Source organism: Rudaea sp. (assembly GCF_057139185.1).
Genome location: NZ_DBNHDN010000040.1, coordinates 1 through 20,126 on the forward strand (window position 1 = coordinate 1; position 20,126 = coordinate 20,126).

Annotated in this window: 22 protein-coding genes and 1 tRNA gene; 20 read left to right on the forward strand and 3 right to left on the reverse strand. The window is 65.5% G+C overall.

Features of this window, described 5'->3' with window-relative positions:
- Positions 1 to 2,088: NADP-dependent malic enzyme (locus AC16HO_RS13555; RefSeq protein WP_484335546.1), on the forward strand; the 2,088-nt coding region annotated here is incomplete at its 5' end.
- Positions 2,089 to 2,131: 43 nt separating this feature from the next.
- Complete coding sequence (locus tag AC16HO_RS13560) at positions 2,132 to 2,536, forward strand: cupin domain-containing protein (protein ID WP_395644202.1); 405 nt, start codon at positions 2,132 to 2,134, stop codon at positions 2,534 to 2,536.
- A 39-nt stretch (positions 2,537 to 2,575) separates the two neighbouring features.
- Here AC16HO_RS13560 and AC16HO_RS13565 read toward each other — a convergent pair whose 3' ends face one another.
- Positions 2,576 to 3,277 (reverse strand): class I SAM-dependent DNA methyltransferase, encoded by a 702-nt coding sequence (locus AC16HO_RS13565; RefSeq protein WP_395644201.1) that lies wholly within the window; start codon positions 3,275 to 3,277, stop codon positions 2,576 to 2,578.
- A 56-nt stretch (positions 3,278 to 3,333) separates the two neighbouring features.
- Positions 3,334 to 4,641, reverse strand: a complete 1,308-nt coding sequence (locus tag AC16HO_RS13570) for a methyltransferase domain-containing protein (protein ID WP_395644200.1) — start codon at positions 4,639 to 4,641, stop codon at positions 3,334 to 3,336.
- A 277-nt stretch (positions 4,642 to 4,918) separates the two neighbouring features.
- Between AC16HO_RS13570 and aceE the strand changes: the two genes are divergently transcribed.
- The 4 genes from aceE to AC16HO_RS13590 all read left to right on the forward strand — a co-directional run bounded on the left by aceE (position 4,919) and on the right by AC16HO_RS13590 (position 10,479).
- A complete protein-coding gene (gene aceE, locus AC16HO_RS13575) occupies positions 4,919 to 7,609 on the forward strand; it encodes a pyruvate dehydrogenase (acetyl-transferring), homodimeric type (RefSeq protein WP_395644199.1) in 2,691 nt (896 codons plus the stop codon).
- Between the two features lie 4 nt (positions 7,610 to 7,613).
- Positions 7,614 to 8,294, forward strand: coding sequence for a class I SAM-dependent methyltransferase (locus tag AC16HO_RS13580; RefSeq protein ID WP_395644198.1), 681 nt, complete (start codon positions 7,614 to 7,616; stop codon positions 8,292 to 8,294).
- Positions 8,295 to 8,390: 96 nt separating this feature from the next.
- Positions 8,391 to 8,855, forward strand: coding sequence for a DUF1203 domain-containing protein (locus AC16HO_RS13585; protein ID WP_395644197.1), 465 nt, complete (start codon positions 8,391 to 8,393; stop codon positions 8,853 to 8,855).
- Between the two features lie 79 nt (positions 8,856 to 8,934).
- Positions 8,935 to 10,479: a glycosyltransferase family 2 protein gene (locus AC16HO_RS13590; protein WP_395644196.1), complete on the forward strand. Its 1,545-nt coding sequence runs from the start codon at positions 8,935 to 8,937 to the stop codon at positions 10,477 to 10,479.
- 18 nt (positions 10,480 to 10,497) lie between these two features.
- Here the strand turns inward: AC16HO_RS13590 and AC16HO_RS13595 are convergent, their stop codons facing one another.
- On the reverse strand, positions 10,498 to 10,833 hold the full coding sequence (locus AC16HO_RS13595; RefSeq protein WP_395644195.1) for a hypothetical protein: 336 nt from the start codon (positions 10,831 to 10,833) through the stop codon (positions 10,498 to 10,500).
- A 260-nt stretch (positions 10,834 to 11,093) separates the two neighbouring features.
- On the opposite strand from AC16HO_RS13595, the gene AC16HO_RS13600 reads away from it, so the two are divergent.
- The 14 genes from AC16HO_RS13600 to AC16HO_RS13665 all read left to right on the forward strand — a co-directional run bounded on the left by AC16HO_RS13600 (position 11,094) and on the right by AC16HO_RS13665 (position 20,110).
- The gene (locus tag AC16HO_RS13600) at positions 11,094 to 12,068 is read left to right on the forward strand and encodes a biotin--[acetyl-CoA-carboxylase] ligase (RefSeq protein WP_395644194.1); all 975 of its coding nucleotides are present in this window, start codon (positions 11,094 to 11,096) and stop codon (positions 12,066 to 12,068) included.
- A 31-nt stretch (positions 12,069 to 12,099) separates the two neighbouring features.
- The gene (locus tag AC16HO_RS13605) at positions 12,100 to 12,873 is read left to right on the forward strand and encodes a type III pantothenate kinase (RefSeq protein ID WP_395644193.1); all 774 of its coding nucleotides are present in this window, start codon (positions 12,100 to 12,102) and stop codon (positions 12,871 to 12,873) included.
- A 60-nt stretch (positions 12,874 to 12,933) separates the two neighbouring features.
- Positions 12,934 to 13,593, forward strand: a complete 660-nt coding sequence (locus AC16HO_RS13610; protein WP_395644192.1) for an SPOR domain-containing protein — start codon at positions 12,934 to 12,936, stop codon at positions 13,591 to 13,593.
- A gap of 81 nt (positions 13,594 to 13,674) precedes the next feature.
- Positions 13,675 to 13,750: transfer RNA gene (locus tag AC16HO_RS13615), tRNA-Thr, on the forward strand.
- Between the two features lie 100 nt (positions 13,751 to 13,850).
- Positions 13,851 to 14,909: a tyrosine-type recombinase/integrase gene (locus AC16HO_RS13620; RefSeq protein ID WP_395644191.1), complete on the forward strand. Its 1,059-nt coding sequence runs from the start codon at positions 13,851 to 13,853 to the stop codon at positions 14,907 to 14,909.
- Positions 14,910 to 14,913: 4 nt separating this feature from the next.
- Positions 14,914 to 15,534: a DUF3800 domain-containing protein gene (locus tag AC16HO_RS13625; protein WP_484335547.1), complete on the forward strand. Its 621-nt coding sequence runs from the start codon at positions 14,914 to 14,916 to the stop codon at positions 15,532 to 15,534.
- A 317-nt stretch (positions 15,535 to 15,851) separates the two neighbouring features.
- On the forward strand, positions 15,852 to 16,436 hold the full coding sequence (locus AC16HO_RS13630) for a hypothetical protein (RefSeq protein WP_395644189.1): 585 nt from the start codon (positions 15,852 to 15,854) through the stop codon (positions 16,434 to 16,436).
- Positions 16,437 to 16,489: 53 nt separating this feature from the next.
- The gene (locus AC16HO_RS13635) at positions 16,490 to 16,702 is read left to right on the forward strand and encodes a hypothetical protein (protein ID WP_395644188.1); all 213 of its coding nucleotides are present in this window, start codon (positions 16,490 to 16,492) and stop codon (positions 16,700 to 16,702) included.
- Positions 16,702 to 17,199 (forward strand): hypothetical protein, encoded by a 498-nt coding sequence (locus AC16HO_RS13640; protein WP_395644187.1) that lies wholly within the window; start codon positions 16,702 to 16,704, stop codon positions 17,197 to 17,199. The genes AC16HO_RS13635 and AC16HO_RS13640 overlap by 1 nt, the downstream gene beginning before the upstream one ends.
- Positions 17,196 to 18,374 (forward strand): AAA family ATPase, encoded by a 1,179-nt coding sequence (locus AC16HO_RS13645; protein WP_395644186.1) that lies wholly within the window; start codon positions 17,196 to 17,198, stop codon positions 18,372 to 18,374. Before AC16HO_RS13640 ends, AC16HO_RS13645 begins: the two co-directional genes overlap by 4 nt.
- On the forward strand, positions 18,371 to 19,021 hold the full coding sequence (locus AC16HO_RS13650) for a TubC N-terminal docking domain-related protein (RefSeq protein ID WP_484335548.1): 651 nt from the start codon (positions 18,371 to 18,373) through the stop codon (positions 19,019 to 19,021). The genes AC16HO_RS13645 and AC16HO_RS13650 overlap by 4 nt, the downstream gene beginning before the upstream one ends.
- Positions 19,018 to 19,458, forward strand: a complete 441-nt coding sequence (locus AC16HO_RS13655) for a hypothetical protein (RefSeq protein ID WP_484335549.1) — start codon at positions 19,018 to 19,020, stop codon at positions 19,456 to 19,458. The genes AC16HO_RS13650 and AC16HO_RS13655 overlap by 4 nt, the downstream gene beginning before the upstream one ends.
- Before the next feature lie 9 nt (positions 19,459 to 19,467).
- Positions 19,468 to 19,893 (forward strand): DUF5681 domain-containing protein, encoded by a 426-nt coding sequence (locus tag AC16HO_RS13660; protein ID WP_395644185.1) that lies wholly within the window; start codon positions 19,468 to 19,470, stop codon positions 19,891 to 19,893.
- Positions 19,877 to 20,110 carry a hypothetical protein gene (locus AC16HO_RS13665; protein WP_484335550.1) on the forward strand — a complete coding sequence of 78 codons (234 nt, stop codon included), beginning with the start codon at positions 19,877 to 19,879 and terminating at the stop codon, positions 20,108 to 20,110. Before AC16HO_RS13660 ends, AC16HO_RS13665 begins: the two co-directional genes overlap by 17 nt.
- The last annotated feature ends 16 nt before the right edge of the window (positions 20,111 to 20,126 follow it).

The window sequence follows — 20,126 nt, forward strand, 5'->3', positions numbered from 1 at the left end:
ACCGCGGTGCTTGGCTTGGGCGATATTGGCCCGCTGGCCGGCAAGCCGGTCATGGAAGGAAAGGGGGTGCTGTTCCAGAAGTTCGCCGGGATCGACGTGTTCGACATCGAGATCCAAGAGGACGACCCCGACAAGCTGGTCCACACGATCGCCTCGCTGGAGCCGACCTTCGGCGGCATCAACCTCGAGGACATCAAGGCGCCGGAGTGCTTCTACATCGAGGAGGAGCTCAAGAAGCGCATGAACATCCCGGTGTTCCACGACGACCAGCACGGCACCGCGATCATCGTCGGCGTCGCCGTGATCAACGCGCTGCACATCATCGGCAAGAACATCAGCGATGTGAAGCTCGCCGCCTCCGGCGCGGGCGCTGCCGGCATCGCCTGTCTGGACATGCTCGTACGCCTCGGCGTGAAACCGGAGAATATCCTCGTCAACGACAAGGACGGCGTGCTCTACAACGGCCGTCCCGGACTGTGCGGCGAGCTTGAGCGCTACGCCCGCGACACGAGCGCGCGTACGCTCGGCGACATCGTCCGCGGCGCCGACATTTTCCTCGGGGTCTCGGCAGGCGGCGTGCTCACCCAGGACATGATCGGGACGATGGCCGAAAGACCGGTCATCCTCGCCCTTGCCAATCCGACCCCGGAGATCCTGCCCGAACTGGCCAAGGAAGTGCGCCCAGACGCGATCATCGCGACCGGGCGCTCGGACTATCCGAACCAGGTCAACAACGCGCTGTGCTTTCCGTACATCTTCCGCGGTGCGCTCGACGTCGGCGCGACGACGATCAACGCGCAGATGGAAGTCGCCAGCGTGCATGCGATCGCCGAACTAGCGCGGCGCGAGACTTCCGATGTCGCCGAGCGCGCCTACAGCCTCGGCGACAACCATCTGACTTTCGGCCCGGAATACCTGATCCCGCAGCCATTCGATCCGCGCCTGCTCGTTTCGGTCGCGCCCGCGGTGGCGCGCGCGGCGATGGAGTCGGGTGTGGCGACGCAGCCGATCACCGACCTGCGGGCGTATTCGGAAAAGCTTTCGCAGTTCGTGTTCCGTACCACCACGCTGATGAAGCCGCTGTTCGAGCGCGCGCGCGCCGACGTCAAGCGCATCGTCTTCGCCGAAGGCGAAGAGGATACGGTGCTGCGCGCGGTGCAGACCATCGTCGACGAAGGTTTGGCCAGGCCGATCCTGATCGGCCGCCCGGCGGTGATCGAAAAGCGCATCCAGCGCCTCGGCCTGCGCATCCGCGCGGGCGAACACTTCGAACTGACCAACGTCGACGACGATCCACGCTACGACGAATACTGGAACTACTATCACAAGCTCAACGCGCGCCGCGGCACGACCCCGGCGCTGGCCAAGGCGATGATCCGCACGCGCGTGACGCTGATCGCGGCCATCATGGTCGCGCGTGGCGAGGCCGACGGCATGATCACCGGCCTGGTCGGCACGTACCAATCCAAGCTCAACTACGTCCGCAGCGTGCTGCCGCTCGACCCCGACGTATGCGCGCCGTCGGCGATGACCTGCGTGCAGAACGACCGTGGCGCGTTCTTCTTCATCGATACGCATGTGCAGCCGGACCCGACCGCCGAGCAACTGGCCGAAGCGACGCTGCAGGGCGTACGCCGCCTGAAGATGTTCGGCATCAAGCCGCGCGTGGCCCTGCTTTCGCATTCGAACTTCGGCGGCCACTCGACACCGAGCTCGCAGAAGATGCGCCGCGTGCTCGAACTCGTGCGCACCGCCGACCCCACGCTCGAAATCGACGGCGAGATGCAGGCCGACACCGCACTCAACGAAGCGGTGCGCGCGCGCATCTTCCCCGAATCGACGCTGACCGGCACGGCCAATGTCTTCGTCTGCCCGAACATGGACGCGGCCAACATCGCCTACAACCTCGTGCGCCACTTGACCGAGGGCGTCGCGATCGGGCCGATCCTGATGGGTATCTCCAAGCCCGCGCACATTCTCACGCCGGTCTCGACCGTGCGCCGCGTGGTCAACATGACCGCGGTGGCATGCGTCGAGGCGCAAATCCGCGCGCAGATCGAAAACGCACAGTCGGGCAAGCCGGCGTAGGAGCGTTTCCCGCGCAGTCATCGTTTGCTTCCGGAAAAAAACCATGCACCGCAAGCACCATCTCGCAACCATTGCCGGCGCACTGGCGCTGGCTTGCGTCGCACCGGCATTGCGCGCGGACGATGTACCGAAAATCCAGCGTCAGATTCTGCTCAAGGACGACTTGAGCATTCCCGGCCACGAAGGCGTGATGGTGCGCGTCGAAATTCCGCCCGGCGCGGCCGAGGGCTATCACACGCATCCGGCCGACGTGTATGCGTTTCTGCTCGAAGGCGAGGTCGTGCAGGAACTTGCCGGCAAACCCACGGTGACACTCAAGGCCGGCGATGTGTTCCACGTACCGGCGAACACCGTGCATCAGGCGACCAACAAGGGCAGCGTGCCGGCGAAAATCGCGGTCGTGTTCGTCGCCGAGAAAGGCAAGCCGCTGACCACGCCGGTCAAGTAGCAGGGGTCTACAGCCATCGGATCGAGCGCCGGCCGCGGCTCAGCGCTTTTCGGCAACGACAATGCAGCCCGCGATCGGATGATCCGCTTCGAGGCGCAGCATGATGTCTTCGAACCTGCATTCGGCAAAGCCGGCGTTGCGGCACAACCCGGCAATCGAAATGCGCGAGTGCGCGTAGCGTCCGCTCGCGCGCAAGCACAGATCGCCTTCCGTCGCGTCCGCTTGTTCGCAGGAAAAGATCAACGCACCGCCCGGCCGCAACGCACGATACGCGGCCGCGATCAGATCGGACAGATCGCCGACGTAGATGAACACGTCGCAGGCCGTGATGCAGTCGTGGCTCTGCGCCGGCGTGTCGTGCAGTTCCACCAGCGCGTCGCCTTGGCGCAGTCGGGTGTAGATGCCCAACGGCGCCGCCTGGTCGAGCATCCGCGCCGATAGATCGACGCCGGCCAGATCGCCGTCGATGCGGCCGAGACACAGGCCGAGCAACCCGGTGCCGCAGCCGAGGTCGAGCAGGTCGAGCCTGCGCTGCGGGTGGCGGCCCAATACGATGTCAGCGACGCGATGCGGCACGCGATATTGCAGCCGCCCGACCAGGTGCTTCTCGAAGCGCTCGGCGAGGCCGTCGAACAACTCGGCCACGAGCGCGGCAGGCTGCGTACGCGGCGTTTCGCCGCGCGCCACGGCCTCACGAAATCGGCGGACAGCCTCGTCGGATTGGTCGGATTGGGCAGCCATGCCGCAGCGAATGTAGCACGCCGTTGGCACGCGAAATTCGCCGTCGCGCGACTGGATCAGCGACGCTGAGCGACACCGATGAAACCGGGAATCGCCACCTGGTTTTCCTGGCGCAGGTCGAGGTTTTCGAACGCGACCCGGGCACCATCCGCGGTGCTGCACAGGCGCTCGAGGTAGGCGCGCGAATGCGCATAGCGCTTGCTCTGGCGCAACACGAAATCATGCTCGCCATCGTCCGCGGTCTCGCAGGAGAAGATCAGCATGCCGCCGCGGCGCAGGACGCGAAAACAGTCGGCCACGATCTGCGCGATGTCCCCGACGTAGACGAACACGTCGTTGGCGATCACGCAATCGTAGGAGGCCGCCGCGGATCTTCGCAGTTCCGCGCGCAGGTCGTCATGGACGAGGCGGGTATAGATTGCATGCCGCTGCGCGCGTTCGAGCATGCCTGCGGACAGGTCGACGCCGACCAAACTGCCCTTCACCCCGCCGAGATAGACTCCGGTCAACCCGGTGCCGCAGCCCAGATCGAGCACGTCGATGCGCAGATCCGGATGCCGTTCGCGCACCAACTCGGCCACGCGCTTTGGCACGCGATACTTGAGCTCACCGACCAGATGCCTGTCGAAACGCATCGAATAGCCGTCGAACAGCGCCTCGGTCATCTCGTTCGGCTGCGTGGCGGGTGTCTCGCCGCGCGCGATCGCGAGATTGAACCGGATCGAAGCATCGTCGGGCTGCAACGCGAGCGCGCGTTCCAGGCTGACGACGGCCTCGTCGCGCCTGCGCAACTGCACGAGGCACTCGCCGAGACCGGCGAGTGCCTGCGCATCCCGATCGTCCGCATCGAACAGTTGGCGATACAGCAACTCGGCTTCGGCGTAGCGCGCGCCACCGAAACAGCAGACAGCGAGCGCGCGGGTGATCTGCCTGTTTCCCGGTTGCAGCGCGAGTGCAGCGCGCAAGTAGCGCTCCGCACTCGCATAGTTGCCGGCCTGGTTGGCGACGGCGACGGCGGCCTCGAGTACCCCGAGATCGTCCGGCGCGAGTTCCACCGCCTTGTCGACCGCGGCGGCCGCGGCGTCCTGCTCGTCCGCGCGCGCGAGTGCCTTGCCGAGCTCGAGACGCGGCACCGGCCAGCGCGGCGTCAGTGCCACGGCACGCCGCAACGCCGAGATTTCGCGATGGCTGTCCTGCGATGCGCGCGCGAACACCGCTTCGACGAGCGCGGCGCGCACGTCGTTCGGCGCGATAGCGAGAACCGTGCCCAGCGCGGCCCCGGCGGCGGCGAGATCGCCGGCGCGAATCGAGGCCTCGACCGCGACGAGCCGGGCGAGCACGGGGTCGGCGGCGGGCGCGCTCATCGGCCGCACCTGTCTGGATGCCGGGTGCGCGGATGCGGGAGGCGGACGGGGATCATGGGCCGAACCATACCGCCCCGCGGCCCATCGCGCCAGACGACATCCACGATCAGGGCATCGGTCCCGACCGCGGCTTCTTTCGGCAACGCCGCAGTGCAGCGTCGACTCGCAAACGCATCGACGCTGCGCCGCCGGAAGGATAAACTCGCTCCATTGCGCCGGCATTCCACGCGACGCCGATTTCGTGCCGCCATCGAGTACCAGCAGAACCGGAGGGAAAATGAACAAGCTCGACGACATCCTCAATCAGGACATCGACCCCACCGAAACCCGCGAGTGGACCGAATCGCTCGATGCGGTGATCGGCGCGGACGGACCCGAGCGCGCGCACTTCCTGCTCGAGAAAATGGTCGACGCGACGCGGCGCGCCGGCGGCCACCTGCCGTTCCAGCCGACGACCGAATACATCAATACGATCCCGCCACACCTGGAAGCGAAGAGTCCGGGCAATGCGGAGATGGAATGGAAGATCCGCTGCCTGGTGCGCTGGAACGCGATGGCGATGGTCGTGCGCGCGAACCGCAAGCCGGGTGAGCTCGGCGGCCACATCGCCAGCTTCGCCTCGAGCGCGACGCTGGTCGACGTCGGCTTCAACCACTTCTGGCGCGCGCCGAGCGAGAATCATCCCGGCGACCTGATTTTCCACCAGGGCCACGCGAGTCCGGGCATCTATGCGCGTTCGTTCCTCGAGGGCCGCATCGATGAAGACCGACTCGACCTGTTCCGCATGGAAGTTGCCGGCAAGGGGCGCGGCCTGTCCTCGTATCCGCATCCGTGGCTGATGCCGGACTATTGGCAGGCGCCGACCGTGTCGATGGGCCTGGGCCCTTTGCAAGCGATCTACCAGGCGCATGTGATGCGCTATCTCGAGAACCGCGGCCTGATCCCGAAGAGCGACCGCAAGGTATGGTGCTTCATCGGTGACGGCGAATCGGACGAACCGGAGACGCTCGGCGCGATCTCGCTGGCCGGACGCGAGAAGCTCGACAACCTCATTTTCGTGCTCAACTGCAACCTGCAACGCCTCGACGGCCCGGTGCGCGGCAACGGCAAGATCATCCAGGAACTCGAAGGCGTGTTCCGCGGCGCCGGCTGGAACGTGCTCAAGCTCGTCTGGGGCAGCTACTGGGACCCGCTGCTCGCGCGCGACAGCAAGGGCGTGCTGCGCAAGCTGATGATGGAAACGGTCGACGGCGAATACCAGGCCTGCAAGGCGTTCGGCGGCAAGTACACGCGCGAGAATTTCTTCGGCAAGTATCCGGAGACGCTGGAGATGGTGCGCAGCCTGTCCGACGACGACATCTGGCGCCTCAACCGCGGTGGCCACGACCCGCACAAAGTCTACGCGGCGTATCACGAAGCAGTCAGCACGCAGGGCATGCCCACGGTGATTCTGGCCAAGACGGTCAAGGGCTACGGCATGGGTTCGGCAGGTGAGTCGCTCAACCCGACCCACCAGCAGAAGAAGCTCGACGACGATTCGGTACGCCACTTCCGCGACCGTTTCCAGATTCCGATTGCCGACGACAAACTGCACGAAGTGCCCTACTACCATCCGGGCATGGACTCGCCGGAGGTGAAATACATGCTCGAACGCCGCGCGGCGCTCGGCGGCTTCCTGCCACAACGCCGGCGCAAGAGCCAGCCATTCGAAGCGCCGGCGCTGAGCGTGTTCGAGCCGATCACCAAAGGCACCGGCGAGCGCGAGATCTCGACGACGATGGCCTTCGTGCGCGGCATCAACCTGCTGCTGCGCGACAAGAATCTCGGCCAGCGCATCGTGCCGATCGTCGCCGACGAAGCACGCACCTTCGGCATGGAAGGCATGTTCCGCCAGATCGGCATCTATGCGCCGTTCGGGCAGAAGTACCGGCCGCAGGACTCCGACCAGCTCATGTACTACCGCGAGGACATCAAGGGCCAGGTGTTGCAGGAGGGCATTTCCGAACCGGGCGCGATGAGTGCATGGATCGCCGCGGCGACGAGCTACTCGGTGTCGAACGTGCCGATGCTGCCGTTCTACATCTACTACTCGATGTTTGGTTTCCAGCGCATCGGCGACCTCGCCTGGGCCGCAGGCGACATGCGCGCGCGCGGCTTCCTCGTCGGCGGCACCTCCGGCCGTACCACGCTCAACGGCGAAGGCCTGCAGCACGAGGACGGCCACAGCCACCTGTTCGCCGCAAACATCCCGAACTGCAAGGCCTACGACCCGACTTTCTCCTACGAGGTCGCGGTCATCATGCAGGACGGCGTGCGCCGCATGATGCAGGAGCAGGAGGACGTCTACTACTACGTCACCGTGATGAACGAGAACTACCCGCACCCGGATCTGCCGAAGGGCGCGGAGGAAGGCATCATCAAGGGCATGTACCTGTTCAAGGACGCCGGCAAGCCGAAGAAGAACGAGCCGCGCGTGCAACTGCTCGGCAGCGGCACGATCCTGCGCGAGGCGATTGCCGCGGCCGAGCTGTTGGAAAAGGAGTTCGGCGTCAGCGCCGACATCTGGAGTTGCCCGAGCTTCTCCGAACTGCGCAAGGAAGGCTTCGACGCCGAACGTTGGAACCGCCTGCATCCCGAAGGCAAGCCGCGCGTGCCGTACGTGACCCAATGCCTCGCCGACCGCGCCGGCCCGGCCGTCGCCGCGACCGACTACGTGCGCGAGTACGCCGACCAGATTCGCGCGTTCATGCCGGACGGCAAGAAGTACACCGTGCTCGGCTGCGACGGCTACGGCCGCAGCGACTCGCGCGAGAACCTGCGCCGCTTCTTCGAGGTCGATCGCCACTACATCGCCCACGCCGCGATCGCCGCGCTCGCCGCCGAAGGCAAGATGAGCGCCAAGGACGTCGCTCGCGCGCTCAAGACCTGGAAGATCGACGCGGACAAGCCGAATCCGCTGACGGTGTGAGCGGATGACGCCAACGGGGGATGCCGGGAATCCCCGGCATTCCGGTTCGATCGCTGGCGCCTATCTTCCATCGCGCCAGCACTACTGGTATGCGCGCTGCAAACTGGCGAGCGACCCGCTGTATGCGGGCGTCGGCGCGGTCTTGCGCGAAACGTCGGCGCCGCTGCTCGATCTCGGCTGCGGCATCGGCCTGCTCGCGCACACGCTGCGCGCGCAAGGCTTCCGTGGCGGTTACCTCGGCGTCGACAACGACGCGAACAAAATCGCCGCCGCGCGCACCGCGGCCGGACGTGCGGACTTGGGCGAGGCACGCTTCGCTTGCATCGATCTCGCACGCGCCCCCCTACCCGCTCATCGCGGCAGCGTCGCCCTGCTCGACGTACTGCAATACCTGCCGCCGCAGGCCGCGAACGAACTGGTCGAGCGTGCGGCGGCCTGCATCGCGCCGGGCGCGCGCCTGGTGATCCGCAGCGGACTCGACGATGCCGACGCGCGCACGCGTTTCACCCGCGCGATGGACGTGTTCTCCCGCCGCATCGGCTGGATGAACACCGCGCCGAAGCGCTATCCGACGCGCGCGGAACTCGAAACCCTGCTCGCAGGCTGCGGCCTGCGCGCGCGCTTCGCTCCGTTGAGCGGACGCCTGCCGTTCAACAACTGGCTGATCGTCGGCGAGAAGATTTGAGCGGGCGCCGCGCGCGAATTCACGCGCAAGAAGCGGGGTTCGCTTACGCTGCCGGTACGGCAGACTGTGCTCGAATCCACTCAGCGAGCACCTGCCATGCATTTTCGAATCCGCGGCCTCGCGGCCGAACCGTTCGCCAACCTGTTCACCTTGTCCGACGCCGAACTCGCACAGCGCTGCGCCGTGCGTCGAACGGTCGATGCCGACCACGGCTATCCGTGCCGCATCAGCCTGACCGATGCGAAGGTCGGCGACGAGGTGATCCTGGTCAACCACGAACACCTGGACGTCGCCACGCCCTACCGTTCGCGCCACGCGATCTACGTGCGCGCAGGCGAGGTGCGCTTCGACGCGGTCGACACGGTGCCCGACATGCTGCGCCGCCGCCTGCTGTCGCTGCGCGGCTTCGACGTCGAAGGCATGATGACCTCGGCCGACGTGGTCGAAGGACGCGAGCTCGAAGCGGCGATCGCGCGCCAGCTCGCCGACCCGCAGACTCTATACCTGCACGCGCACATTGCGCGGCCCGGCTGTTACGCCGCACATATCGAACGCGCTTGACGCTCACCGGACATCGACGCGCCACGCCCACCCAAGTCCGCTATGCTTGCTGCGGTCTTTCGAGCGGGCAAGGTGGGCGATGGAGGCAGCGCAGTGGCGCGCGGAGTGGCTCGGCTGGAACGGCAATGCGCTGCGCTGGCGCATCGCCGGCGATCTCGCCGGATTGCCGCCCACCGAGCTGACGCTCGACGACGTCGTGTTCGCGCGCTTCGCAGCGGATGCTGCCGGCGCACGCGAATTCGAGTTGGCGTTCCCCTGGTCGCCGAGCGGCCACGACGAGTTGCGTTTCGGCCTGGCCGTGACCGCGACAGAGCCGCCGCTCGAGTTGCTGCCCTGCTGGGAGGTTCGTCTTGGCGCGGCCGCCGCGCCGCCAACCGCATCGGCGCCAGCGGCAACGTCGCGCCGTCTTGCCACGCTCGCCGGCACGCCACGGCTGCCCGCAGTGCCGCTCGTCGAACTGCCGCGCGTCAGCATCGTCGTGCCGATCTTCAACTCACCGCAGAGCGTGCAGAACTGCATCGCTCCGGTGCTGCGCCATTCGCCGAACGCGCGCCTGATCCTGATCGACGATGCAAGCACCGATGCGCGCATCGCGCCGATCCTCGACGCGGCCGCAAAGCACAAGCACGTGCTCGTGCAGCGCAATGAGCGCAACCGCGGCTACACCGGCAGCGTCAACGTCGGCATGCGCCTCGCCGGCGGCGACGACGTGGTGCTGCTCAACAGCGACACCGTCGTCGGCCCGCGCTGGCTCGCGGCGCTGAAGATCGCCGCCTACAGCGCCGACGATATCGGCACGGTCACCGCCGTGTCCGACAACGCCGGCGCATTCAGCGTGCCGGAACTGGAACGGCATTGTCCGATTCCCGCGCGCTGGACCCTCGCCCAGGCACAGCGCGCCGTGTTGCAGCAGGCCGGCATGCGCTACCCGCAACTGCCGACCGGCAACGGCTTCTGCATGTACGTCAAGCGCGTGCTGCTCGCACGCATCGGGCCAATGGACGAGGCCGCATTCCCGCAGGGCTATGGCGAGGAAAACGATTTCTGCCAGCGCGGCGAACGCGCCGGCTATCGCAACCTCATCGCCGGCAACGTGCTCGTGCATCACGAGCGCAGCGCGAGCTTCGGCGACGAACGCCGCGCCGCGCTCGGCGCGCAGGGCATGGCCGTGCTGCGCGAACGCTATCCGGACTACGAGAGCGAGGTCGGCGCGACGCTGTGGAGTTTCGAGCGGCGCGCGCTCGATTGGCGCGTGCGCCGCATCTACTCTGACGGCGATGCGACCTACGCGAAGCAGCCGCCGAAGCCGCGCCTGCTGCTCGCGGCCGATCCGCAGGACGTGGGCACGGCCAGGCTGCTGGCGACCCTGTCGCGCAACCAGGAATGTTTTCTGCTGCGCAACGACGGCGATCGTGTCGGCCTGTATCGTCTCGACGGCGCATCGTTCCAATCCGAGGACAGCGTCGAACTCGGCCGCGATGCCGCCGCGCTCGCGCGCGTTGAAACGCGCCTGCGCAAATGGCTGGTCGGCTACGCGATCGAGTCGGTGCACGCACGCGGCAGCGCGGCCAGCGACCGCTGGCTCGCGACGCTGGCCGCCGAATTAGACGTTCCGACGTTGTGAGGCCGACCTGGCAGAAGCCTACTTGATGACGCCGGGCAGGAACGACTGCCAGCGCAGGCCGCGCTTGTGCGCGCCGACCGGGCTGCCGTCGCCGAGATTGTTGCCGGCATCGTCGCTCGGAGCCGCAGAACCCGCGGTCACGACAGGCTGAACCGTAGCAACCTCAGGCCTGGCGGCGGGCGCGACGACTTGCGGTGCGGCTGGTGTCACCGTTGCCGGCAGCGGCGTGGCGACGGCCTTGGCCGTACCGACGCCGTCGGCGTCGCAGCAACGCGCGGCTTCGGAATACAGGCCGGCACCAACAAAAGCCAGCAAGGCGGCGAGAACGACGTAGCGTGAGTGCGTGCGGTTCATCGGAATACTCATCTTGCAGGTTGCGGATGGTCGCATGCCGGCAAGGCACGCGCCAGTGTCTGATGACAACCGAGAAGCAGTAATCGTGCCACCAGAAAATCCTTTTCCAATCAATGTCATGTGGAGGTCCACCGGCGTGTCCGCGTGTCCGTCGCGGACAATCGGACAGGCACATCCGCGGCGAGCATGAATACAGATGCGGCAATGGCGGCAAAGGTTGCACCGCCAGGTTCTTCGCTGCGATGCACTATCATCGAACCATGCCCATCGACCCGTCCGCCCTGCTCGCCGCGCTGTCCGCCGAACACGCAGTCTCGGGGGCGCAGCTCGCGCGCCAGCTGGGGGTGACGCGCGCCGCGGTGTGGAAACAGATCGAGCACCTGCGCGAACTCGGCGCCCCGGTGGAGGCCGCGGCCGGCAGCGGCTATCGCCTCGCCTGGCGGCTTGAACCTCTGGCCGCGGACAGCATTCGCGAGCGGCTCGACGTCGCAACGCGAGCGCGCCTCGCCGCGCTCGCCGTGCACTGGCGCATCGACTCGACCAACACCGAGCTGCAGCGCGGCGCCGCGGCTGCGGCCGGCATCGAGGTCTGCCTTGCGGAAACGCAGACGGCGGGCCGCGGCCGGCGCGGGCGCGAGTGGCAGTCGCCGCTCGGCGGCAACCTCTACTTGTCGCTGCTGCGCCGTTTCGAAGCCGGCATGGCGCAGTTGTCGGGACTGAGCCTCGTGGCCGGCGTCGCCGTCGTCGACGCGCTGGCCGACTGCTGCGGCGTCGACGTCGGCCTGAAATGGCCGAACGACGTGCTCGCCGAAGGACGCAAGCTCGCCGGCATCCTCGTCGAGCTCGGCGGCGAATTCCTCGGTCCCTGCCACGCGGTCATTGGGGTCGGCATCAACCTGCGTCTGCCGGCCACCACGCACGGCCGCATCGACCAGCCCGCGATCGACATCGCCAGCCTGTGCCGTGAGGTTCCTTCGCGCAACGCGCTGGCGGCACGCCTGATCGCGCGCCTGATCGAAGCGCTCGACCGCTTCGAGACACAAGGTTTCGCCGCGTTCGGCGAAGCCTATGCGCGCCACGACCTGCTGCGCGGACACCATGTGCGCGTGCTCGCCGCCGGCGCGGCGCACGATGGCATAGCCGCAGGCGTGGACGAACGCGGCGCGCTGATCGTCCGCCACGGCAGGACCGCCGCCCACTACGACAGCGCGGAAGTCTCCGTGCGCGCCGCATGAACGCTTTGAATGAATCCGGGGAACCGCACGCATGAAATTGTTGATCGACCTCGGCAACTCGCGCCTGAAATCCGCGTTCTGGGATGGCGCGCAACTCCAGCGCGGCAGCACGCTGACGCACGCACGCACCGGCGAAGCCGAAGGCGGTGAGGCGATACCGGGCGAGATGGACTTTTCCGCATTGTGGAGGGATGTACCGACGATCGACGCGATCTGGATCGCTTCGGTCGCCGCCGGCGCGCTGGAACAGGCGTTGACACGCTCGCTCGGCGGGCATTTCGCCATACCGGTGCGCTATGCGCGCAGTCCGGCCGCGGCCTGCGGCGTGCGCAATGCCTACTCGGCGCCGGCCCGGCTCGGCGTCGACCGCTTCCTCGGCATGGTCGCCGCGCACCATGAAACCGCAGCGCCGGCCGTGATCGCGAGCTGCGGTACCGCGCTCGCGCTCGACGCCGTCGGTGCCGACGGCCGCCATCTCGGCGGGCTGATCGCGCCGGCGCCGGCGCTGATGCGCCAGGCGCTGCTCGAACACACCGCACGTCTGGGCGAACTCACGCCCGCGCCAATCGCAGAGTTCGCCGACACCACTGCCGCCGCCGTCGAATCGGGTACCTGGCTGGCCGCGGTCGCGCTGGTTGAACGTTTCGCACGGCGCGCGCAGGCCTCGTTCGGCGTGACGCCGGAACTGATCCTCTGCGGCGGTGGCGCCCGAAGCCTCGCGTCGCTGCTTGAACTCGAACATCGTTGTGAACCCGACCTCGTCCTGCGCGGGCTCGCGCATTTCGCCGACGCGGAAGGAAAGTGAACACCGCGGCGCACTGCTAGAATCCGCACTCCGCCGATTTCGCAAACCCTTCACGCACGGATGTTCGTTCGCGTCCTTTTCCTGCTTCTGCTCGCGCTCAATGTCGGTGCGGCATGCTGGTTGTATTTCGCGCCGCGCGCGCCGCTGGCCGAAGCGCCGGCCGCCGACCCCGGCGTGGCGCGACTCGTCCTGCTCAGCGAAACCGACCACAGCGCACCCGTCGCCACGTCGCCGGCACCGAAGCGCGCAAACGGCCCGTCCCGGGAAACCTGCCTTTCCGTCGGCGCATTCGCAACCCAGGCCGATGTGCGCGCCGCAATGAAGGCGTTGACGCCCCTGGTCGCGCGCATCCAGTTCCGTGAAACGCGCGTCACCGAGGTGCGCGGCTACTGGGTCTACCTGCCCGCGCCCGGCAACCGCGAGCGCGCGCTCGACATCGCGCGCCAGTTGTCGAGCAAGGGCATCAGCGACTACTACGTCGTCACCGCGGGCGAGCAGCCGAACGCGATCTCGCTCGGCCTGTTCCGCGAGCAGGCCAACGCCGACAAGCGCTTGAACGAGATCCGCGCGCTTGGCTTCAAGCCCGAAGTGATCCAGCGCAGCGACGAAGTGCCGATCTATTGGGTCGACTATGCGCAAGCCGGCGACGCGGCCATCGACTGGCGCGCGCAGGTCCCCGCACGCAGCGAACTGCATGCGCAACCGATCGATTGTTTTTGAGCCGCGGGTTTCGTGCGAAAATATGCGGCGCTGGAATCGTGCCGGCCACGCGACCGAGCCCACGCGATTTTCCACATCGTTGCCGCTTTAGCTCAGTTGGTAGAGCAACCGCCTTGTAAGCGGTAGGTCGTCCGTTCGATTCGGACAAGCGGCACCAATAAAATCAATAAGTTACGTCTTAGTCAACACACGCCTCTTGCATCATTGGGACACTTTTGGGACATTTCCCCCCAAAATGTGGCCGCGAGGGGCGATTCATGGCAACCATCGAAAAGCGCATCGGTAAGGCTGGCGACGCTCAGTATCGAGTGAAAGTGCGCATGCGCGGGCACAAGCCGGCATCCGCCACGTTCGACCGGATCACGGACGCCAAGCGTTGGGCTGCTGAGACCGAGACCAGAATCCGTGAGGGGCGTTACTTCGATCAGGCCGAAGCTCGGCGGCATACGCTGGCCGACCTGATCGACCGCTACCTTGCCGAGACTCTGCCGGTTGCAAAGATTCGCGGCAAGCGCGAACGTGAACTGCATCTGCGCATGTGGCGCGAGAAGCTTGGACACATCACGCTCGCCGACCTGACCGCACCAATGATTCACGAGACGCGCAGCAAGATGCTCGGCCGCGTCACGAGGCTAAAGCGCCCTGTGTCCAATGGAGCGATCAACCGGCAACTGATGGTGCTTGCTTCGCTCTTGACCACGGCGGTCAAGGACTACGGCTGGCTGGACGATTCGCCGATGCGCAAGCTGTCGAAGCTGTCCGAGCCGCGCGGACGCGTCCGGTTCCTTAGCGACGCCGAGCGCGACGCGCTGCTCCGTGAGTGCCAAGCGCACAGTGCGTTGCTGCATGCCGTCGTCGTCTGCGCACTCGCTACGGGTGCGCGCCGCGGCGAATTGCTCGGCCTGCGCTGGCCCGACGTGGACATGCAGCGCAGTTTGATGACGTTTCAACAGACGAAGAACGGCGAGCGACGCACGGTGCCAATCGTCGGGCTCGCGCGCGACCTGCTTGTCGAACATCGCAAGGTGCGCCGGCTGGATACCGATCTAGTTTTCCCCGGCGACACCGGCAAGCCGCTGGAAGTCGGCAAGATGTTCCGCGAGGCGTGTGAACGCGCGGGCATCGCTGATTTCCGATTTCATGATCTGCGCCACACAGCCGCATCGTGGATCGCCATGAACGGCGGCACGCTCGCCGAGATTGCCGAAGTGCTCGGGCACAAGACGTTGCAGATGGTGCGGCGCTACACGCACTTGACCGAGGGGCACACGCGCGGCGTGTTGGAGCGCATGAACAAGCGGGCATTCGGGAAGTAATGCCGTGCTCGTTCTGATCGATGAAAGCGGCGACCCGGCGTTCAAGATCGCGAAGGGGTCAACCTCGCATTTCGTGATTGCACTGGTGGCGTTCGACGACTTCAAGGAAGCCGAGCGGGCCGCGGCTGCGATTGCCGATCTGCGTACTCGCCTGCACGTCAAACCGGAATTCAAGTTCGCCAAGAGCGCCGATCCCGTGCGCGATGCGTTTTTCGATGAAGTGTGCAGCTTCCACTTCACTGCACGCGCGCTCGTCGTGGACAAAGCGAAGGTCTATAGCGAGCACCTGCGCGCCGACGCCGACCAGTTCTACAACTACTTCCTGCAATTGCTGCTGAAGCACGACGGCGGTCTGTTGCGCGGCGCAAACGTGAAGCTGGACGGCAGCGGAAGCAAGGAATTTCGCCAGGCACTCAACACGTACCTGCGCGCGCAGTTGCGGGAGGGACAGATAGGCAAATTCAAGTTCGCCGACTCGGCCGGGGATGACTTGATCCAGCTTGCCGACATGGTGGCTGGTGCGATCCTGCGTTCGTATCGCGGCGATGACCGCAAAAACGCGTGGCGCTGGCGAACGGCGCTCGCGCGCGCCGGCCGCTTGGGGGACGTATGGGACTTCCTCTGAAAAGCAAAAAGAGCGGGATCGCCGCTCTTTTGCCGCACCCCTCGCCTAGACGGGCGATTGCCCGCCAAGCACACCCTACGGAGACGATTCGGACAAGGGGGGCTAGGTGATCCAGATTATGCAGTTGCGACGCGGGATTTTCAACAAGAGAAAGTAACCCGCGTTCAGGAATCCGGCGCAAGCCGGTAAGCGGCTCCCCGGCGTGATACCAGCACGCCGAGGGGCCTAACCACAACGAAGATGAGGACTTCATCATGGCTAGGAAACCTTCACCCGCTGCCGTGGCGATCTTTGAAGGGCGCCAAGAGGGGACGCTTATGCCCGAGAAAACAGAAATTGGAAGCGCGATGATCCCCGCGGATACCGAGGCGCTTGATGCATTCAAATCGGGTGTTGCGGACGCCAACAGGCGCGAGCGCGGGGACTTCGACGGGTTACTCGGGCAGTTTGATCCTACCTCGTCGGAACTACTGCGAGACATTCTTTCGGACATCCGCGAATACTTGCTGGAGCGCACGCGGAACGACGGTGAGGCCCGCGCCTTGATCGACGAATATGAGCCACGGGTTGGCTTCCGAAACGTGACGCCAATCCCCGACGACGTTGCGCTCGCCGTGCGCTTGTTGAACCGAATCCGCAGTGCGGCGAAGTGTGACGCCGAGAAGTTCGCAAAGCTCGTTCTGGGCGCAGGTGGTGCGCGTGACAAGAAGCGGCAGGCCGGTACACACAAGAAACGCCGCCCTGAAATCACAACCTGGATCAACACTCAGCTAGATCGGAACCCTGACGCCAAAAGTCCGGCGCTTTGGGCCGCCGCACCCGACTGGATCACTGACGACATTGGAGCGCGGCGTTTCGCAACTCGCGTCACTGCATGCAGAAAATCGCGCGCAAGTAACTAGAGCGCGTCAGTCGCGCTCCAATGTCGCCTTACCTTCAATACCGTGAGGCAACAATGGAAACGCAATCGCAATTCCTGACCGCTCCCAAACTGGCGGAAAAGTACAAGTCTGCCGGCTTCACCGAGGCCGGTATCCGCTGGCAACTTTTCAACCGCGAACACAACGGCTTCAACCGCTGCGTTGTTCGCGTCGGCCGCAGGGTCTTGATCGACGAGGTCGAGTTCATTGCCTGGCTGCGCTCGCAGCGCGAAGCGAAGGTGGCGTAATGGGCTCCCAAAAACAAGAACGCCACGGCGGCAACCGTGGCGTCTATGAAAAGCATCGCGGCGAAGCGCCGGAATCAGTATACCGCGCCGTGCCAGACGCGCAACTAACCGTCATTCCGATTGAACCTTTCGAGTCTGGTGCGACTCGCTTGCCGCCATTCGGGCGCGAAGTCGAAGCGGCAATCAGCGCCGGCAAAAATCCCAATGTGTACCTGTATGCCGGTCGTGACTCTTGGCAGCAGGCGCGCATGCGGGTTGCCCGCACCAGCGTCGGCAAGACACTGCTGTTACCACCCGGCGAAGACCCGAATAGCTACCGCTGGCCGGCCGTGCCGGGTGGCGTGTTCATCGTCGGCATAGGCGAACCACGCGCCCGCATTTTCGCGCTGGCGCATGCCGTCGTTAGCTGCGGCTCGCCGATGGCATACGCGGTCCACGGCAACAACGAAGCTCTGGTTATCCGCTCGGCCGACTGGTCGAAAGCGAGGGCAGCGTGAGCGTCGCCGTATACGAAATGCCGACGCGCAAACCCGTATCGATTGACGGAGTAATTCTCCTCGCCGCCGATACGGTGAAGCCGGAGCCGATCCGCTGGCTTTGGCCGGGCTGGCTGGCTCGCGGCAAGCTGCACGTGCTCGCCGGACAGCCCGGCACCGGCAAGACCACGCTCGCGATGGATATCGCTGCTAGCGTCAGTGCGGGCCGCGCCCTGCCCTCCGGCTGGCGTCCTGATCATGGTCGAGTACTCGTCTGGACGGGCGAGGACGATCCACGAGACACCCTCGTTCCCAGATTGATTGCGGCCGGTGCGGACTTGTCGCGAATCCAGTTCGTGGACGGCGTGCGTCATGGCGGTGAAATCTTCCCATTCGATCCCGCGCGCGATGTGACCAGCTTGGCGGCAGCGGTCGCCGAGACGGAGGGAGTCGCGTTGATCGTCATTGATCCGCTGGTCAGCGCCGTGCCCGGGGACTCGCACAAGAACGCTGAGGTACGCCGCGGCCTGCAACCACTGGTCGATCTTGCGATCAGACTCGACGCGGCTCTGGTTGGCATCACCCACTACTCGAAGGGTACGAACGGACGGGAGCCGTTGGAGAGAGTATCCGGCTCGCTGGCGTTCGGCGCCCTCGCGCGCGTGGTGCTTGGCACCGTCAAGCAGCAGTCCGAGGACGATACCGACAAGCGCATGCTGCTCGCGCGCGCGAAATCGAATATCGGCCCGGACGGCGGCGGCTACGGCTACGCCTTCGAGCAAGTCGAGGTAGCCGGTCATCCGGGGCTGTTTTCCAGCCGGATCGTCTGGGGGGCGGCTGTCGAGGGCACGGCGCGCGAATTGTTGACTGAAGCCGAGCCGAGCATCGACCCCGGAACCGACGCTGCGGACTTCCTGCGTGGACTTCTCGAAGAAGGGTCAATGCAGGCAAGAGCGGTTTTCGCCGAAGCATCGGCTGCGGGCTATTCCAGAGATTCGATGCAGCGCGCGAAGCGCAAAATCGGGGCCGTCGCCGTCAAGATTGGCATGAAAGACGGTTGGGCGTGGAAGCTCCCTCGCCCCGAAGATGGCGCCGAAGGTAGCGAAGGTAGCGCACAAAAAAGACCGCCATCTTCGCCACCTTCAGGAGGAAATCCGCCACCTTCGGCGGCCGTGGTTGAGGAATTCGACCTGTGAGCGCCGCCCGGAAATTGATCGATGACCTGCGCGCGGCCGGCGTCCGCGTGACCCGCCGCGGCGACCGGTTGCATGTCGTCGCGGACGCTACGCTGACCCCGGAACGGAAGGCGTGGCTCGCCGAGCACAAGACCGAGTTGCTGGCGGAACTGGATCACGGCGATGCCGATATTGCCGACACCCTGCGCCTTCTCGCCGGCGCCGAGGGCGTCGATCCGGCGCTGATCGAGGCGCTACAGCCCGCCGACCTGGAAGGCTGCCACGGGCTGCCGGACGAGGTTTTGCGCTGCTACGTGCGCGCGGTTCGCGACACCGACCTGCGCGAACACGGCAAGCGGCCAGCCGACGAGACCGCGATGGCAATGTGTGCCCACTGCGGGCCGGTCTGGATTCACCCTGACGTTGCCGATGTTCTGCCAACAGTGCGCGGCTGGCCGGTGTGTGCCGGTTGTGCGTGGTGTCATGTTGGGAACCGCTCGGCAATGTCGCGGCCCGCGGTGACATGCGGCGGATGCGAGCACTTCGTCCGCGACGTGCTGAATCCAGCGCAAGGCATGGGGCGCTGCAGCATCGGATGCGAACCGCAGCGGCCGTGGCCGTGCGCCGAGCACGAATGCGAGAAATTTCGCCCGCGAGGTGCCGCATGACGACGCGAACCGCAGACGAAGTGCTCTCGCAGATGGAGGACTTCTTTGTCGCGAGAGGCGAGCAAAAAGCGTTTGAAAAGACGTTGTCGCTTCTCACGCAAGAGACATGGAACGATCTCCTATCCATGACACCGGATCGCTTCGACAAGACATGCGCGCTCTATCTCATCATCGCAGTACGTGAGGCCGGATTGATTTCTTTCGACGAAATCCACCCGGCGCGACGCTTGTGCTGCGGCCCAGTGTGGACATCGAAAGAGTGGGTTTATGGCGTCCCCGTCGAGGGCGGATGGCCAGTTGTCGAATTCTGCGGCTGGGACTATCTGCACTGGTTTGGGTTTGATTTCCCGCGGCCAGCGCATCCGAACGATCGGCCACCGAGCGACAGACTCGCTCAGCGCCCACGGGGCGAAGCTGAACTGATTTTTGCAACGTAGGAGCAAGACGTGACAGGCAAGAAAATCAAAGGTCGATGGAAGCCCGGCGAGTCTGGCAACCCTGCCGGAAAGCCGCCTGGTACGCCTACCGCAGTCACGAAGCTGCGGAGGCTGATCGATGTCGAGAAGATCATCACGCGTTTGCAGAAAGCCGCGCTCGACGGCGACGTGCAAGCTGCGCGCACGTTGCTTGAGCGAGCGTTGCCGGTCTATCGCGCCTGCGCCGAGCCGGTAGAGCTTCCCGAACTCGATGCAGCGGCGGAACTGACGGACAAGGCGAAGGCGGTACTTGCTGCGGTCGCCGATGGTCGCTTGCCTGCCGACCTCGGCGCTCAATTGGTAAGCGCGATCGGCAACGTCTCGCGCGTCGCGGAAGTGGACGAACTATTACGCCGCGTCGCGGCGTTGGAGACGACAAGTGAAAAATCTCGTTGATCGAATTGCAGCGTTGGAACACCGCGCCAGTTCATCGTCGGCCCTAATCATTTCGATCGAATGGGGGCCGCAGGGGCATTGGGAGCAAGCGCCGGATGGCGCTTTGACGCGATGGATACGCCCCGAGCAGGACAAAGGTCGATACGTCCACGAATCGCCGACGATCGATATTCCGCCCGAAGAGAGACACAAGCTCGTGCAGACGCTCAACCCTTGATTGATCGGCTCGATAC